The sequence below is a fragment of the Ureaplasma urealyticum serovar 8 str. ATCC 27618 genome, assembly GCF_000169535.1.
Lineage (GTDB): Bacteria > Bacillota_I > Bacilli_A > Mycoplasmatales > Mycoplasmoidaceae > Ureaplasma > Ureaplasma urealyticum.
In genome coordinates, this window is sequence record NZ_AAYN02000002.1 from 274,817 (window position 1) to 291,887 (window position 17,071).

16 protein-coding genes and 1 tRNA gene are annotated in these 17,071 nt (G+C 25.2%); 15 read left to right on the plus strand and 2 right to left on the minus strand.

Going from position 1 to position 17,071, the window contains the following annotated elements:
* The first annotated feature begins 6 nt into the window (after nucleotides 1-6).
* The 9 genes from rpsM to UUR8_RS01295 all read left to right on the plus strand — a co-directional run bounded on the left by rpsM (nucleotide 7) and on the right by UUR8_RS01295 (nucleotide 6,997).
* A complete protein-coding gene (gene rpsM, locus UUR8_RS01255) occupies nucleotides 7-405 on the plus strand; it encodes a 30S ribosomal protein S13 (RefSeq protein ID WP_004025797.1) in 399 nt (132 codons plus the stop codon).
* A 21-nt stretch (nucleotides 406-426) separates the two neighbouring features.
* Entirely contained in the window at nucleotides 427-792 is a 366-nt protein-coding gene (gene rpsK, locus UUR8_RS01260) for a 30S ribosomal protein S11 (protein ID WP_004026006.1), read from the plus strand.
* A 36-nt stretch (nucleotides 793-828) separates the two neighbouring features.
* Nucleotides 829-1,812 (plus strand): DNA-directed RNA polymerase subunit alpha, encoded by a 984-nt coding sequence (gene rpoA, locus UUR8_RS01265; RefSeq protein WP_004025702.1) that lies wholly within the window; start codon nucleotides 829-831, stop codon nucleotides 1,810-1,812.
* 27 nt (nucleotides 1,813-1,839) lie between these two features.
* Complete coding sequence (gene rplQ / locus UUR8_RS01270) at nucleotides 1,840-2,199, plus strand: 50S ribosomal protein L17 (RefSeq protein ID WP_004026179.1); 360 nt, start codon at nucleotides 1,840-1,842, stop codon at nucleotides 2,197-2,199.
* A 105-nt stretch (nucleotides 2,200-2,304) separates the two neighbouring features.
* Nucleotides 2,305-2,607: a hypothetical protein gene (locus tag UUR8_RS01275; RefSeq protein ID WP_038100154.1), complete on the plus strand. Its 303-nt coding sequence runs from the start codon at nucleotides 2,305-2,307 to the stop codon at nucleotides 2,605-2,607.
* Between the two features lie 143 nt (nucleotides 2,608-2,750).
* Nucleotides 2,751-4,619, plus strand: coding sequence for an aromatic motif membrane protein (locus tag UUR8_RS01280; RefSeq protein WP_004025567.1), 1,869 nt, complete (start codon nucleotides 2,751-2,753; stop codon nucleotides 4,617-4,619).
* A 2-nt stretch (nucleotides 4,620-4,621) separates the two neighbouring features.
* Entirely contained in the window at nucleotides 4,622-5,929 is a 1,308-nt protein-coding gene (locus tag UUR8_RS01285; RefSeq protein ID WP_004025517.1) for an aromatic motif membrane protein, read from the plus strand.
* 83 nt (nucleotides 5,930-6,012) lie between these two features.
* The gene (locus UUR8_RS01290) at nucleotides 6,013-6,420 is read left to right on the plus strand and encodes a hypothetical protein (protein WP_004025995.1); all 408 of its coding nucleotides are present in this window, start codon (nucleotides 6,013-6,015) and stop codon (nucleotides 6,418-6,420) included.
* Nucleotides 6,410-6,997 (plus strand): IMPACT family protein, encoded by a 588-nt coding sequence (locus tag UUR8_RS01295; protein ID WP_004025859.1) that lies wholly within the window; start codon nucleotides 6,410-6,412, stop codon nucleotides 6,995-6,997. The genes UUR8_RS01290 and UUR8_RS01295 overlap by 11 nt, the downstream gene beginning before the upstream one ends.
* Nucleotides 6,998-7,050: 53 nt before the next feature.
* Here the strand turns inward: UUR8_RS01295 and UUR8_RS01300 are convergent, their stop codons facing one another.
* Together UUR8_RS01300 and UUR8_RS01305 are read right to left on the minus strand one after the other, a co-directional pair.
* Nucleotides 7,051-8,829, minus strand: a complete 1,779-nt coding sequence (locus UUR8_RS01300) for a hypothetical protein (RefSeq protein ID WP_004025919.1) — start codon at nucleotides 8,827-8,829, stop codon at nucleotides 7,051-7,053.
* A gap of 177 nt (nucleotides 8,830-9,006) precedes the next feature.
* Nucleotides 9,007-11,991: a cation-translocating P-type ATPase gene (locus UUR8_RS01305; RefSeq protein ID WP_004025972.1), complete on the minus strand. Its 2,985-nt coding sequence runs from the start codon at nucleotides 11,989-11,991 to the stop codon at nucleotides 9,007-9,009.
* Between the two features lie 166 nt (nucleotides 11,992-12,157).
* On the opposite strand from UUR8_RS01305, the gene UUR8_RS03890 reads away from it, so the two are divergent.
* The 6 genes from UUR8_RS03890 to UUR8_RS01335 all read left to right on the plus strand — a co-directional run bounded on the left by UUR8_RS03890 (nucleotide 12,158) and on the right by UUR8_RS01335 (nucleotide 17,041).
* On the plus strand, nucleotides 12,158-12,487 hold the full coding sequence (locus tag UUR8_RS03890; RefSeq protein ID WP_004026114.1) for a YneF family protein: 330 nt from the start codon (nucleotides 12,158-12,160) through the stop codon (nucleotides 12,485-12,487).
* 4 nt (nucleotides 12,488-12,491) lie between these two features.
* Nucleotides 12,492-13,118 (plus strand): ribosome biogenesis GTP-binding protein YihA/YsxC, encoded by a 627-nt coding sequence (gene yihA / locus UUR8_RS01315; RefSeq protein ID WP_004025617.1) that lies wholly within the window; start codon nucleotides 12,492-12,494, stop codon nucleotides 13,116-13,118.
* A complete protein-coding gene (locus UUR8_RS01320; RefSeq protein WP_004025784.1) occupies nucleotides 13,099-15,723 on the plus strand; it encodes a valine--tRNA ligase in 2,625 nt (874 codons plus the stop codon). Before yihA ends, UUR8_RS01320 begins: the two co-directional genes overlap by 20 nt.
* A 3-nt stretch (nucleotides 15,724-15,726) precedes the next feature.
* Entirely contained in the window at nucleotides 15,727-16,245 is a 519-nt protein-coding gene (locus UUR8_RS01325) for a tRNA (cytidine(34)-2'-O)-methyltransferase (protein WP_004025546.1), read from the plus strand.
* 5 nt (nucleotides 16,246-16,250) lie between these two features.
* On the plus strand, nucleotides 16,251-16,925 hold the full coding sequence (gene trmB, locus UUR8_RS01330; protein WP_004026055.1) for a tRNA (guanosine(46)-N7)-methyltransferase TrmB: 675 nt from the start codon (nucleotides 16,251-16,253) through the stop codon (nucleotides 16,923-16,925).
* Between the two features lie 37 nt (nucleotides 16,926-16,962).
* Nucleotides 16,963-17,041: transfer RNA gene (locus tag UUR8_RS01335), tRNA-His, on the plus strand.
* Nucleotides 17,042-17,071 lie beyond the last annotated feature (30 nt).

Below are 17,071 nucleotides of genomic sequence, written 5' to 3' on the forward strand. Positions count from 1 at the left end.
AACAATATGGCACGTATTTTAGGGGTAGATATTCCTAATGATAAAAGAGTTGTAATTTCATTAACATACATTTTTGGTATTGGAAAATCTACATCTCAAAAAATCTTAAAATTAGCTAATATAGACGAAAATATTCGTGTAAATGATTTGGCTGATGAACAAATTGCTGAAATTCGTCGTGTAGCTTTAAACTTTGTTAAAGCAAATGGCGAAAAATTACAATTAGAAGGGGATTTACGAAGAACTGTAGCTATGGACATTAAACGTTTAATGGAAATTGGTTCATATCGTGGAATCCGTCATCGTCGTGGCTTGCCAGTACGTGGACAAAGAACAAAAACAAACGCTCGTACACGTAAAGGACCACGTAAAACAGTTGCTAATAAAAAGATTGAAACTAGATAATAAGAAAGGAATAATCAAACTATGGCAAAGAAGAAAAAACTTAGTTTTACTAATGGAATTGCATATATTCATGCAACTAAAAATAATACGATTATTACTTTGGCTGATGAACAAGGAAGCGTTTTATCTTGAGCATCATCTGGTTCAATCGGTTATAAAGGAACAAAGAAAAAAACTCCATATTCAGCAGGTATTGCTGCTGAAGCAGCAGCAAAAGCTGTGATTGATATGGGATTAAAATCTGTTGAAGTTCATGTTAATGGAACAGGTGCAAGTCGTGATACAGCAATTCGTAGCCTACAAGCAGCAGGTTTAGAAGTAACAAAAATTAAAGATGTTACTCCAATTCCACATAATGGGTGTCGTCCACCTAAAAAACCAAGATAGTAATTTGGTTTTGATTATTGCAAAAGGAGAAATAACATGCGTAAATTTTTAAAATACCAACTTGATGTGCCATCAATTAATAGCGAAGACAAAAATCGTACAGTTGTTAAAATTGCCCCACTTGAAATTGGTTTTGGTGACACATTAGGAAATGCCTTACGTCGAATTTGTTTATCATCAATTCCCGGTGCGTCAATGTTCGCTGTTAAATTTGGGGGATATTCGCATGAATTTCAACCATACGAAGGTGTTAAAGAAGACATCACTCACATCATTTTAAACTTAAAAAATTTAGCAATTAAAATTGATGAATTAATTTATAGTGAAGACTATTTCAACAATTTATTAATTGATAAATGACCAAAAATGAAAATTAATTTCAAAGGACCTGGTGTGATTACAGCTAAAGATATTGTATGTCCAGTAGGTTTTGAAATTGTTAACCAAGACTTATACATTGCAGAAGTAACAAAACCAATTGATGTAGAAATTGAAATTTTTGCAAAAACAGGACGTGGTCGTGTCGACTTTAATACAAATAAAGATTTTGTTTCAACACTACATATTATCGCAACCGATTCAAACTATTCACCAGTCCTACATTACGCTTATAATGTAGAAATGATTAAAGATTCAAAATCATCAATGTCTGAGATTTTAACAATTGACATTGCAACAAATGGTACGATATCAGGAAGCGAAGCAATTGCGATTGCTGCTAAGATTATGCAAGCGCATTTAGAACCAATCATGAATATTGATAAAACAATTAATGAAATGATTATTATGCGTGAGCGTGAAGAAGAAGAAAAACGTCAAAACGCTTCAATTTCAATTGATGATTTAGATTTAACAGTGCGTGCATATAATGCTTTAAAACAATCAGGTATTAATACCACTGCTGAATTAATTGAATTAACAAAATCACAACTTGAAAAAATTAAGAATTTAGGACGTAAATCAGTTACTGAAATTATTCAAAAATTAACTGAACGTTCACTTGAGTTAAAAAAAGACTAAAACTTTAAAAGAAAGGAATAATTTCATATGAGTTACATTAACAAACCAGGTAAAACACGTGCATGAAGAAAAATGGTAAGTCGTCAACAAGTATCTGATGTTATAAGTCATGGTTCAATTGTGACAACAAAAACAAAAGCAAAAGAATCACAACGTCATGTTGATCATTTAATCACTCTTGCTAAGAAAAACACACTTGCTTCACGTCGTGCTGCAGCTGCGATTTTATTAGGAACAAACCAACACTCAGCTGATGATTTATTACGTAAATTATTTAACGAATTAGGTCCTAAGTATGCTAATCGTGCTGGTGGATACACTCGTGTTATTAAACTTGGTAATCGTCCAGGAGATAATACAGAAGAAGCTGTTTTACAATTAGTTTAATCAAACAATTAATAATTAATTAAATCAATCTAAAAACCAGTTTTGCATTTTTGCTTTTAACTGGTTTTTTATTTCTTAAAAGATAAAGAGAGCAAACTAGTATGAATGAAGATAAAAAAAAATAAAATTTACTACAACAATCCTGTGAAAGTTAAAGATAATACAAAATTAAAAAAAGAAATAAAGCACGATAAAAAATTTAGTGACAAAACAAATTATAACAATGAACAAAAAACTATAAATAATAAAAAAAGTGGTTTTAAAGCTGGCTATCAAGGTTTTTTAAAACAACAAAATATGCTTGAAAATAATGAAATAAAAAATGATTTTAAAAATCAAAAACCATCTAAACACAAGTCATTTAAAAATACGAAGAATTATAAATATAAAAAAGTAATAATTAAATAGTTATTAAACTTTTGCTGTTTTGTTCCACCTTTTTTAAAAAAATAAAAAATAATATTCTTCATTATTGAATTTGTGTTTTTGATTATTGATTTTTTAATATATTTTATTATCAATAACTATTTAGAAATTAGGTTTACACATTAATGAAAAAACAAAAAAGAAAAATTTTAATATCAAGCTTGCTATCAGTTTTTTTAATTACTAGCTTAACTGTTGGATTAGGTACAGGATTATCTTTAGTATCTAAAAATCAAAGCAAAATTACTTCAAAAATTTATCAAGAAACAAACTTTTTTGTTAATGATTTATCAAAACAGTTATTTTTAGATGTTTTTAACCAAAATAAAGCACAATTAAATACTTATATATATGATCAAAACAATGTTTCTGATCAACAATTATTAGATTTAAAATTTGCTCTAACACTATTAAATCCTAATCGATTAGATATTAGTGATGATGATGCAATATCAATTATGAAAAATATTGCAAAAAGAACTATTTTTGAATCACTTGCTAATAATTGATATTGATTTTTTACAAATTTAAATGCTTTAAAATTTGTATACACACCTTATAAACCAGATTTTTATGCTCCTTATAAAAATGAAAAGCAAGATTTTAGTGGATCATTAATTCTTAATAAAGTTATTGATATTAATAAGCCTTTAGTAAATTATGTAAAAGTTAAACAAAAAACATTTGATCAAGAAGTTTATCATAGCGTTGATGTTTATTATTTACAATTTGGAGATCATTTAGTTTTGCGTTTACTAAAATTTAACAAAAAAAATCATTTTGATGTACGATTTGATACTGATCTTTTCCAATTTGATCAAAAAATTAATGATCTAAAATCAATAGCAACCCAAATGCAAACAAACATTGATCAACAGCGTGAAAAAAGTTTTGAAAAAGATGTTGCTAACTATAAAAATTATTATGAAGAAAATTTAGATGAAAATCAACAATTTGATCAAGCAACTTATCAACAAGGATTAGATCGAATTAAACAAAAATATAATGAAACTAATAACTTTAACTTTTTGAATGTTAAAAAATCATTTTTTCAAAAATTTAGTTATGAAATGTTTTTAGAGTTAAAAGATCAATTAGGCTTTAAACGATATGTTTTAAGAAATGTAAATCAAAAAGAGGTTGGTGCTCGTGATTTTATACAAAAAGAATATCATCAAGAAAATAAAATTAATTCTAAACCAAATCAACAAGAATTAAATCATTTTCAAAAATATATTGATCATAATTTAGATATTAACATTCATAAAATTTCAAAAGAAGCATATGTTACACAAAAAATAATTAAAAACCTTTTATTAGATGCTTTTAATAATGATGATGCGCAAATTACCAATTATTTAACACAACAAAACAATAAAGAATATCAAACAAAATTAATTAAACAATTAATAGAATTTAGTAATTATTTTAAATCACAAAAAATGGCAAAAGACTCTTTGGAATATAAACAAAAATTAAAAGATTACGAACAATTATTTTCTCAAAATTGATACTTTATTCTAATGAATTTAAATCATTTTGAACTAAGTTTTAATAATTGATTTACACTACCAAAACAAACAAATCCAATAACAAAAGAAATAGTTGAACCAAGTAAAGAATATTTACAAAGATTAACTAATCTTGAACCTTATGAAGATTATTATTTTATTAATAATTATTTAGATAAAAAACAAGAAGGCGATACTTCTATTTTAATTGGTTCATTTAAAGATTTATATATCACAAAAAACAAATCAATATTTAATATTAAAATTGATTTTGCAAATAACAAAAATCGTTTGAATTTAAATCCATTAGTTTATTTCTTTCCTAAAACTAAAAATAAATTATCAATTGATTTAATAACATCGATTTTCCATCAAGCTATTTTTCATCAAAGCAAAGAATACTATAAGTTATTTGAAACAGATATGATTGATAAATATGAATATGGAATACCAGCCCAAATGTTACTTTTATGAAAGGAATAGTTATGTCTAAATTTTTTAAGAAACAACATTTATGAAAATGAAGTTTATTTTGTCTTCCTTTAGTTATTATTCCCTTTATTATTAGTGCATGTAATAATTCAAGTTTACAAAAACAACAAAAACTAGTACGTAATCAAATTAGTTTTATTAGTGATGGATTTAAAAATTATTATGTTAATTTAGCTTTTGATCAATCATTAAAGAACAATAAAAAAATGATTTTTAATGTAAGTTTAATTGATGAAAAAAACCAAAAGAATGATTTATTAGTTAAAGATTATATTATTAAAGATAAACAAATTTTAATTAAACTACCTCGTTTAATAAAATGAAATGATCGTTTAGTTATTACAAGTAATAATCCATTATTTAAACCTATTAATATAAGAATTTTTCTTGATGATGTAATTAAACTAGATAATAGTATAATTACTACAAAAACAAGTGTTGATTCACAAAATAATTGAACAACATTTTTAAATAATAAGGTTATTCACAATCTTTTATTAAGTATTTACCCAGATCAAAAAGAACGTGAAGAGTATATTAAATCTCAACAAAATATTAAACCTGATTATACACAAGAAATTGCTAATTGACTAAATTATTATAATACTGTACAAAATGATGCTAATAAAGGACCTGTATATGATAAAAACCCTAAAAAAAACAAACCAAAGAAAAATCCTTTTGGTGGCGGATCAGTAAGTAATCCTTTTGCTTATCAACAAGCTCGTAAAGCTCACAACAAATTATTTAATGAAAATTGATTATGATTCTTATTTAATTTAACAAAACAAATTTTTATGTTATACCCTGATGATAATTTATTTCAAGAATCAAGCGAAGAAACAGTGCAGAATTTAAAAGATTCAAAAGTTAATAATCATAGTTCTTTCTATCGCGCCTCTTCTAATGAATTTATTGATGGTTTATATGTGATAGAAAGTTCTAATTTAGATAAAAAACCAGAAGAATTAGATGAATATACTGATTTTAGTAAAACTGCTAAATTTGCTTTATTAAATAAAGAAGGTTTTATTTTTACAATTTTTATTGAAGAAAATTATGATAAAACTAAAAAATTGGTTTCACGACAAGTTAGTTTAGTGCCATGAATTAAAACTTTACCTAAATTAATGTTTAATGATCATACAATAAAACACGATTTCAATTTGGCTAATTATACTGAAAATTCATATGATTACAATGCTATTAATTTTCATTCACCACTTGAAATTAAAGTTTATGGAGATCAGTTTGGTGGTAAAGCAATTCGTTTTTCATTTGTTGATATTGATTCTAATTAATCAAATAATATTAATGAGCATTAGTATTTCTAATGCTTTTTTTATTATAATTTAATTGAAAAAAGCAAAATAAAAAAGAGATTATGAATAATTACACACAACAAGTTATTGATTATATTAATCAGAATAATTCTAAAAATAAACCATACTTTATTAAAAAATATGCGTTTGCTTTTTTATCATCATTAATAATTTTTATTTTTTTATTAATATTTGGTTTAGCTAATTATTTTGACCCTTTAATTAGCTTGATGGGTGTTGGTTTAATTTTAGGAGTTTTAATCGTTTTTTGTATACATGTAAAAATTGTTAATAATTATTCAATAAATTTATTGAAATGACTTCGCAATCAAAAAGTATTATCTTATAAAAATATTATTAATATTTTAAAATTTATTTTAAATAAACAATTGCACTTGCATTTAACAATTGTCGAGCTTGAACAAGTTTGTATTGATTTAGAAGAGTTTAAAAAAGTCCATGTCATTTAAAACAATTAAAAATGATCAAAACTCCTTAGTAATTATTAAAAAATCAAAATTTTATATTTCTATTAATAAAGTTAATACTAAAAAAGAAGTATCAATGTTATTAAAAAAATATCAAGATGAATATTCTGATGCAACACATATTTGCTATGCTTACATTATTGGTCCACAATCTAATTATATGAAAGCACAAGATGATGGAGAACCAAATGGTACTGCAGGATTACCAATTTTAAATATGATTAAAACAAAAGCATTAACAAATGTTATTATTTTCGTTATTCGTTATTTCGGTGGTATTAAATTAGGTGCTGGCGGATTAATTCGTGCATATACTCAATGTGCAAAAGAAATTATTGAACTTTGCGAAATTATTAATTTACAAAAATATTTTTATTATAAAGTTACTTATAAATTAAAAGACACCAAATTTGCTAGTCAAATTTTAGCATCAATTGATTATGAAAAACTCAGTGAAAACTATGATAGTAATAGTGTTGTTTTAGAGATTAGATCACTTATTAAAATCGATATTTACACCTCTCATATTCAGTTTGTTTTTGTTAAAAATGATTATTAAAATATAAAAAAACTTTTCTTAGCGTTTTTGGTTAAGAAAAGTTTAATTGTTTTTTAGTTTAAAGGATTAGTTATTGAGTATTTTTTACATACTTCATCAATAGTTCTTTCTATTTTTAAAAACAAGCGCGCAGTGTCGTATTCATTTTTCAGGTGGTGAGGAATTTGTTTTTTTAATATATATCGCCCTTCATCATCTTTAACCTTTTCGTTTTTGTCATTATTTTTATAATCTTTTTCTCAGTAAAAAGAATCTCTTTCAAAATTATAAGGTTCATAAAAATTAGTATAATTGTACTTGTAATTGTATAGTTCTTCTAATTTAACAACATCGCTTGCTGAATTACCTTTTGTTTTAATTTGATCAAGAACAGGTTTGATTATTTTTTCTTTATAATGTTGGAAAATTTCTGGCATTTGATTTAAATAATAATTAGACCAAGTCATTAATTCATTAAAAGCTTCTTGCGGAGAAAAACCATAACCATTTGCTTTAACATATTCAAGAATTTTTTCGACATCATCTTTAACAACTTGATCGTAAATATTTTGAAGATTTTTGCTCGCTTTTCTTGATCTTTCTTGAATTTCGTTTAATAAATTCTTTAATTTTTCAATCAAAATGTAATATTCACCTTTTTTTGAAGGGCGATTTGGATCTATAAGTGGTGAATAATTTTCTAACATTCTCACTTTTGTGTTGACAGTAAAGAATAACCCACTAATACCAATTGCGTCAAATGTATCTCTTATAAGTGCTTGACCATACAATTTTCATTTTTCTAATAATTGTTTTAATTCATTTACTTTATTATTTATGAAGTTTTGTTTTGATAAATTTTCGATTTTTAATGCCAATCCATACCAAATAGCAACATTAGTGTTATCCATAAAATTTTGATATACAAAATATTTTCCTAAAATATTCTCTCTTCATGTACCTCAAAAGTTTTCGTTATTTTTATTAGCATTTTCTTTAATATATTTTGATATTTTCTTATGTTCTTCAACTTCCTTTTTAAGATCATTAAATTTATTTTCAAGCGATTTTCTATTTAATATATGATCAAGAATTGAATGAATATTATCATTAAGTTGATTAGCTTCATAAAGCAATTTAGCAATTTCTTCATCGTACAATTTGTAATATTCTTTGCCATTTTCAATTTTGTCGAAATAATCTTTTTTTAAATTTTTTATCTCTTCTTTAATTTTTTTAGTTTTATTAGTTTCTTCTTTAATTGATTTTTGGTAGTTATAATTACATGATTCAACAATTTTTTGATATCTTATTTTAATATCATCAATATTTTCATCATTTGGCGCTTTTGTATAATTATCCAAAATTTCATCAATTCTTTTTTGAATTAAATTAAGATTAGCATCATTAACATTATTTTTGTTTTTAAATTTTAAAAGTTCTATTTTTTTGTCTTTTAATAATTTAATAACGTCATCTACTTTAGTTAATCAATTATTATATTCTTGTGTTTTTTGTTTTAGAATAAAATCAAACTCTTGTATTAATTTTCATATTTTTGAAAATCCATATATAAGTCAATTGTTTCCACTATTTTCATTTAAATTTAAAATCTTAATAAAATTATCTATTTGTTTAGCTTTATCAATAAGATAATTTAATTTATGATTATTTGCAAAAACATAACTAATTTTTGTATTAGCTTCGTTTTTAATTTCTGAAAAAATTTTGAATCATTGTGAATTGTTTTCGTTGTTAGTTTTTGTTAACACACAAGCCAATATAACGGGAACCGGTGTAACAATAGCACTTAAAAATGCTAACAAAATATTTCTTTTAAACCGTGTTTTCATGAAGTAAAAATCTTTATAATGTAAAAAAAAGTTGCATAGCCTCACCTTAAATTGTACAAAATTTAGACATATTTATAATATATTAATTTGTATAATTTAATAATTTACACATTTAAAATAAAAAATCTAGCGAATGTTAATTATTCTACTAGATTTATTTTTATAAATTTGTAATAATTATATTTCTTTGTGACACTTATTAATTAAAATTTTTCTTTTAACAATTAAATTGTTTAATAGTGCTTTATAGTATTCTTTTTCATAGTTAATTTTTGTATTATTAATTTTTAAATTTAATGATTTTATTTCTTGATTTAATGAAGCATAAGTTTTATTTTTATAATCAAAACTACGGCGTAGCTTTAAATATTTAACATATTTTATTACTTCAAAAATACCTAAGGGAATTGTAAATAAAACAAATGGAAACACATTAAATCACTCGTAACCATTCATATTATATGGATTCATATTAAATACTTCATTTAAATGAGGAGTATAAGTAATAACAATAATCATAATTACAGAAATTATTATTGAATAAACAATATATTTAGAGTTTTTTCAAAAATTAATAAATATTGAGTGATTACTTCTTAAACTTAATGCATTAAAAGCCAAACTCATTCCCATGAAAATAAATGTCAATGACGATCCGGCCATAATTGGTGTTTTTATCGCTATAATTTTTTCATGAACAATATTAGTAATTTCATGATTTTCGCCTAATCAATTTCACACATTTTGATATATTGCTTCAAGATTAGCAAGTTCTTTAAACTCGTTTCTCATTGCTATAAAATCAAAGTCAAAATGTGATGATGCCCCTAAATAAAACAATAGAATAGAAATTAAACCAATAAAGAAACCATTAATAAAGATTGTCATTCACATTTTTTTATTAACAATTGGAGCAGATTTCTTTAATGGTTTATGACGCATTAAATTAGCATCTGCTAAATGTACACCTAATGCGATTCCTGGTAGAGTTTCAGCGATCACATTAATTCATAAAATTTGTAATGAAGACATTGGGTTAATACCCAAAATAATGATTCCAAAAATTAATGAAATTAATCCAGCTAAATTAGTGATCAATAATAAGACAATGATACGTTTAATGTTGTCCATGATTGAACGACCTAAACTAACAGCATTAATAATTGTTGCAAAGTTATCATCAGTTAATATCATATCACTCGAAGCTTTTGAAACATCTGTACCAGTGATTCCCATGGCACATCCAATATCAGCGGCTTTTAGTGCTGGAGCATCATTAACACCATCACCTGTCATGCTCACGACTTTATCGTGTGATTGTCAAGCTTTAACGATACGAATTTTATCTGTTGGTGAAACACGTGCATAAACGCTATAACGCTCAACATTATTAATTAATTCTTCATCACTCATGGAACTTAATTCATGCCCACTTAATACTTCTTGCCCTTCATTTAATATACCAATTTGTTTAGCAATTGCAGATGCTGTATTAATATGATCACCTGTAATCATGACAGGTCGAATTCCGGCTTTAATTGCAATCTCAACAGCTTCTTGTGCTTCAGGACGTGGTGGATCAATCATACCAACTAATCCAATAAATTCTAATTCTCTTTCAAGTTCATCTTGATTAAAATTAGTTGGCAAGAATGCTAATTTTTTAATTCCCACACCTAAAACTCTTAAAGCTTGTTTACCTAAAAAATCATTTGCTTTATAAACATCGTTTGTAATTGGTTCAACAACAATTTTTTCAATAGCATCAATTGCTCCTTTAGTAACTAAGTAATAATTATCATTATTCCTAACAATTACACTCATTAATTTTCGTGTTGAGTCGAATGGAAATTCATGAATTCTAACAAATTCTTTATCTAGTTCACTTTTATCTATATTTAATTTAAGAGCTGCTTCAATAATACTAGTTTCAGTTGGATCGCCAATAAATTCATATTCTTGTTTTTTATCATTAAAATTTCTTGAACCATTGTTTGCAATAGAAGCTCATTTAATTAATTCATAAACATCTTTTTCATTAATTAAATCTGTTGTTTTTAATATATTAGTAAAAACTTTAGTAACAGTCATTTTATTTTGTGTTAGAGTTCCAGTTTTATCAGAACAAATCACATTAGCACTTCCTAATGTTTCAACAGCTGGTAAACGTTTAATTAAAGCATTTTGTTTTGCCATTTGTTTAACACCAAATGATAAGATAATTGTTACAATTGCAACAATTCCTTCAGGAATAGCAGCTATAGATAATGAAATAGCCATTACTAAAGCTGGATGTCAATTAATTTCTCAATTTCCACCTCCAACTAAATAAATATAAATAATAAAAACAGCTATACACAAAACTGATGCAAATGCACCTATAATTTTTGATAATTTATTAATTTTTTGTTGTAATGGTGTTAATTGAACTTTTTGGTCATTAATTAATTTAGCAATTTTACCTATTTCAGTATTCATTCCAATGTTAGTAACGATTGCTTTAGCAGTACCATTAGTAATAGATGTTCCAGAGAAAATTTGATTTAAGCGATCGCCAATCCCTGCGCCTTGTTTAACAATTGCTTTAGCATCTTTTTGAACTGGTAATGACTCACCTGTTAAAACAGCTTCATCAACTTCAAGCGATGAACTATTTATTAATAGAGCATCAGCGGGAATTCAATCTCCTGCTTCTAAAATTAGAATATCACCTATTACAACCTCTCTTGAATCAATAATTAAAATTTGGTTGTTTCGTAATACTTTAGCTTGAGGAGATGTTAATTTAGATAATGCTTCTGTATTTTTTTCTGCTTTAACTTCTTGAATGGTTCCAAAAATTGCATTTAAAAATAAAATGAAGCCTATTACCCCAACTTCAACATATTGGACAATTAATTCTGTTATATCATGCGGGGGTTTAACAATTGCTAAAATTAAAGTAATAATTCCGGCAATTACAAGTAAAATAACCATGAAATCTAAAAATTGTTTAAAGAATTTTGTAAGAATATTTGATTTCTTTTTCTTTTTGATTTCATTAAAGCCATAAATTTGACGACTTTTTAAAACTTGTTCGTCATTTAAACCAGTTAATGGATCTGTATTTTGTGGATCAAACGAAACAAAGGAGTCTGTCTGATCTTCATTATTTTTTTTCACTTAAAACCTCCATGGTTTTTAATCTAATTCTAAGTAAATTGTTAAAAAATTAACTTAGACTTTTATTATAATAGATATTTATAATCATTAAAATATTATAATTAAAAAAGTATTATATATTAGTATTAAATGAATATAATATAAGTTTTATATTTTAGAGGTAATTATGAGTTTTTCAAATTTTTTATTTAAGGTATCAGAGGTTTTTTCATCAATTATTCATGAAGCTACAGATATTGTTACTCAAGCTGATTTAGATAATGCTAACGCCCATGCGCATTCATTAGCTGTTGGTTTAGGTATTGGAATTGTTTTATTTTTAATTGCAGGACTTGTGATAGGTTATTTTGTTTCAATGAAAATTATGAAGCGCCAATTAAAGAAAAATCCGCCAATTTCAAAAGATACAATTCGTATGATTTATCAACAAGTAGGGCGTAAGCCAAGTGAATCACAAATTAATGAAATTTATAATCGAGCAGTAAAACAAAAGTAAATATATGGCAAAATTTATTAAATCTGCACAATATTTTGATCAATACCCAGTAGATAAACAATTTGAAATTTGTGTAATTGGTCGATCAAATGTTGGTAAGTCAAGTTTAATTAATGCATTAGCAAACGAAAAAATTGCAAGAACATCAAATACACCTGGAAGAACACAATTAGTTAACTTTTTTGATTTTAATAGTTTTCGATTAGTTGATTTACCAGGTTATGGATTTGCAAGAGTTAGTAAAGATAAACAATTAGATTTAGCAACAATTATTGATCAATACTTAGGATATCGTCAAAATTTGTGTGCTGTTTTTCAAATTTGCGATATTAACGTATTAACAAATGATGATGTGGAAATGAGTCGTTATTTTGAAAACCAAAATTACGCTCATTTTGTTGTTTTAAATAAAGTTGATAAGGTTAATAAATCACATTTTGATAACAATAAACAAAAAATCGCGAAATTTTTAAATATTAGTGTTGATCGTTTATTATGTGTTTCTGCTCAAAAAAATACCAATGTTGCTACATTGTTTGCATTAATGAAAAAAGTTGTGATTGAAACTAGACAAAAGCAATTGCTTTTAAAAAAAGAGGAGAAGAAGAGTAGTGAAGAAGAAATTAAATAAAAATTATTTATTTAAAGAAGTTGAATCTAATAAACTTCTATTTTGACAAGAAAATAATTTATTTAAAGCTCAAGCAAATAGTACAAAACCACCTTTTGCAATTGTTTTACCACCACCTAATGTTACAGGACATTTACATATTGGGCATGCTTACGATTTTACCTTGCCAGACATTTTAATGCGTTATAAAAAACTACAAGGATATGATGCTTTTATCGTTCCTGGAACTGATCATGCTGGAATTGCAACTCAAACTAAATTTGAAAAAATTTTAAAAACAAACGAACAAGTTGATCGTTTTGTTTTAGGAAGAAAAGCTTTTTTAGAAAAATTAAAAATTTGAAAAGATGAACAAACTTATTATATTCATAAACAATGAAATGCCTTAGGATTAGGATTAGATTATAACAATTATTTATTTACATTAGATGAACCTGTTGTTCAAACTGTGCGTGAAGTTTTTGTAAAAATGTTTAATGAAAACATTATTTATCGAGCTAAAAAATTAGTTAACTGAGATATTCAACTAAAAACTGCAATTAGTAATATTGAAGTAATTCACAAAGAAATCGAACAAAAACTATATTATATTAAATATTCTAGTGAAGACCAAAAAGATTTTGTTATTGTAGCAACTTCACGACCAGAAACAATGTTTGGTGATAAACATCTAATTATGAATCCTAATGATCAACGTTACGTTCATTTGCATAATAAAATTTTTATTAACCCAATTAATAATGCAAAAATGTCAGTTATTTTAGATGACTATATTGATATTGAATTTGGTACAGGGGTAATGAAATGTACACCTGCACACGATTTTAATGATTATGAATTAGCTAAAAAACATAATTTAGAATTAATCAATATTATGAATGAAGATGGTACTTTAAATGAAAAATGTGCTGAATTTAAAGGTTTAGATCGTTTACAAGCTCGTGCTTTAATTGTTGATAAATTACAAAAAAGTAATCATTTAGTTAAAATTGAAAATTATCAATCTAACGTTGGTTTTAGTGAAAGAACTAATGAAATTGTTGAACCATATTTATCATATCAATGATTTATTAAAATGGATAATTTAGTAAAAAACACAATTAAAATGCAAAATGATTTTAATGATAAAGTAGATTTTTATCCAAATCGTTTTAATAAAACTTTACTAACATGATTAGAAAATACTGAAGATTGATGTATTTCAAGACAATTATGATGAGGACACCAAATTCCTGTTTGATATCATAAAAAAACTAATGAAATATATTGCAATACAACACCACCAAAAGATTTAGAAAATTGAATTCAAGATGAAGATGTTTTAGACACTTGATTTTCAAGTGGAATGTGACCATTACTAACAACAAAATGAAATAGTAATGATCAATTCTTTAAGCGCTATTTCCCTACAGCTTTAATGGTTACTGGTATGGATATTTTATTTTTTTGAGTTTCAAGAATGATGAATTTTAGCCAATATCTAGTTCAAAAAAGACCATTTAAAGATGTTTTAATTCATGGTTTAATTAGAGATGCACAAGGTAAAAAAATGTCAAAATCATTAGGAAATGGTATTGATCCTTTTGATATTATTAACGAATATGGTTTAGATACTATGCGTTTATTTTTTGCATCATCTACAACAGTTGGTGAAGATTTAAACTTTTCAACAGAACGTTTGGGTGCTAATTGAAATTATTTAAATAAAATTTGAAACATTGCTAAATATATTGAAAATTTAGATGAAATTAATGAAAGTTTTAGTATTCAAGATGTTCATGAGTTTTGTGATGTTAATAAATGGATAATTGCTGAATTATCAAAATTAAGTGTTGAAATGAATAAAAATATGGATAAATATAATCTAGTTGTTGCTACAAAAGATTTATATGATTTTATTTGAAATACTTTCGCAAGCAACTATTTAGAATATACAAAAGTTTTATTACAAGATACAACATTTAAGAATGAAACCATTAAAACAATTCGTTATGTATTTAATCAAATTTTAATTATGTTACATCCTTTTGCTCCTAATATTAGTGAAGAGATTTGATTAAATCTAAATCAAACAAATGAATCAATTTTATTACAAAAATATCCAATGGTTAATTTCGAATTTGAATCAATCATTATTAATAAAATTGCAAAAATTATTTTAGAAATTAGAAAATTACGTTTACAAGAAAATATTAATAATAAAACAAATCTTTGTTTTGAATTAGTATCAGCTAATGATGAATTTTATAATTCGAATATAAAATTAATTAACTTACTATTAGTTTTAGTAAACGCTAAAGTAAGTGAAATTAAAAAAAGTAGTGTAAATAGTTGCACTTATGAACTTGTTATTGATGATTTTATTCTTAAAACTTGATATGAAAAATCTATTGATTATGATACACAAATTAAAAAGGTTAGCGAACAATTAAAATATTTAGAAAACGAAATTAAACGCGCAACTAATTTATTAAACAATCAAGGTTTTGTCAATAAAGCTCCAACAGAACTAATTGCTAAAGAAAAAGATAAGTTAAATAATTTAGAGAAAGAACAAGCAAATTTATTAAAAATTTTTGCTGATTTAAAACAAAAGGTGAATTAAAAAATGTTACATATTGTTTTATTTGAACCAGAAATCATTTTAAATACGGGTAATATTGCTCGAATGTGCGTTGGTTTTAATGCAAATTTACATCTTATAAGACCTTATGGATTTATTTTAGATAAAGCACGTTTTGATAAAGATTTTGTTCGTGCTTCTGCTAATCATTTAGATGAACTAAAGTTATTTGAATATGATGATTTCTATGAATTTATTGCAAAGAATAATATTATTGAAAATCAAATTTATTTTTTTACTAGATATGGAACAAAAGCACCATGCGATTATAAGTATGCTAATTTGAATAAAGAAGATGTTTATTTAGTTTTTGGCAAAGAATCAACAGGAATTGATCATGATATTTTAAGAAAATATCCTCAAAATTGAATTCGCATTCCTACAAGTATTAATTTAAGAAGTTTAAACATTGCTAACAGTGTTGCTATGGGGATTTATGAAGTGTTGCGTCAAAATGATTTTAGTGATTTACTTAAATATGAACCCCATAAGAAGTTTGAGTAATTTTTATGCGTTTACGAAATAATGCTAATGCACCACTTTATTTAAAATCACAAGAACAATACATTGTTAATGATCAACAACTTCTTAAAAATGATTTAGCAAAAGTTTTTAAAAACCCTCATTTACCACTTCATATTGAAATTGGAATGGGAAAAGGTGACTTTATTGTTGAAAATGCTTTACGCAATCCCCAAATTAATTATTTAGGCATTGAAAAGTTTCCAACAGTAATTGTTAAAGCCCATAAAAAAGCTTTAAAACATAAATTAGATAATTTAGCAATGATTTGTTTTGATGCTAATGCAATTTTAGATTTATTAAATTCAAAAAGCATTGATAAAATATATTTAAATTTTTCTGATCCTTGACCAAAAAAACGTCATGCTAAAAAACGTTTAACAAATCCATATTTTTTAGAAAAGTTTGCAGCTCTTTTAAAAGATGACGGTCTTATTGAATTTAAAACAGATAATGAAAGTTTATTTCACTACACAATTTATGATGTTTTATTAAATGATTTAACTAAATATGAAATTTTATTTTTAACTTACAATTTGTATGCTCTTGTAAACAATGTTGAATTATTAAAAAATATTCCCACAGAATATGAGAAGAAGTTTGTCATGCAAGGGCAACGGATTAAAAAAGTTAGTTTTCGTTTTCTTAAAAAGAATGACTAAAAATATAACCAAAATGCTATAATAATATGGTTATATGGCGGTTATGGTGAAGTTGGTTAACACGCCTGATTGTGGCTCAGGTATTTTCGCGGGTTCGAGTCCCGTTAATCGCCCCATTTTAATTTTAATTAAGCTTAATGTTTTAT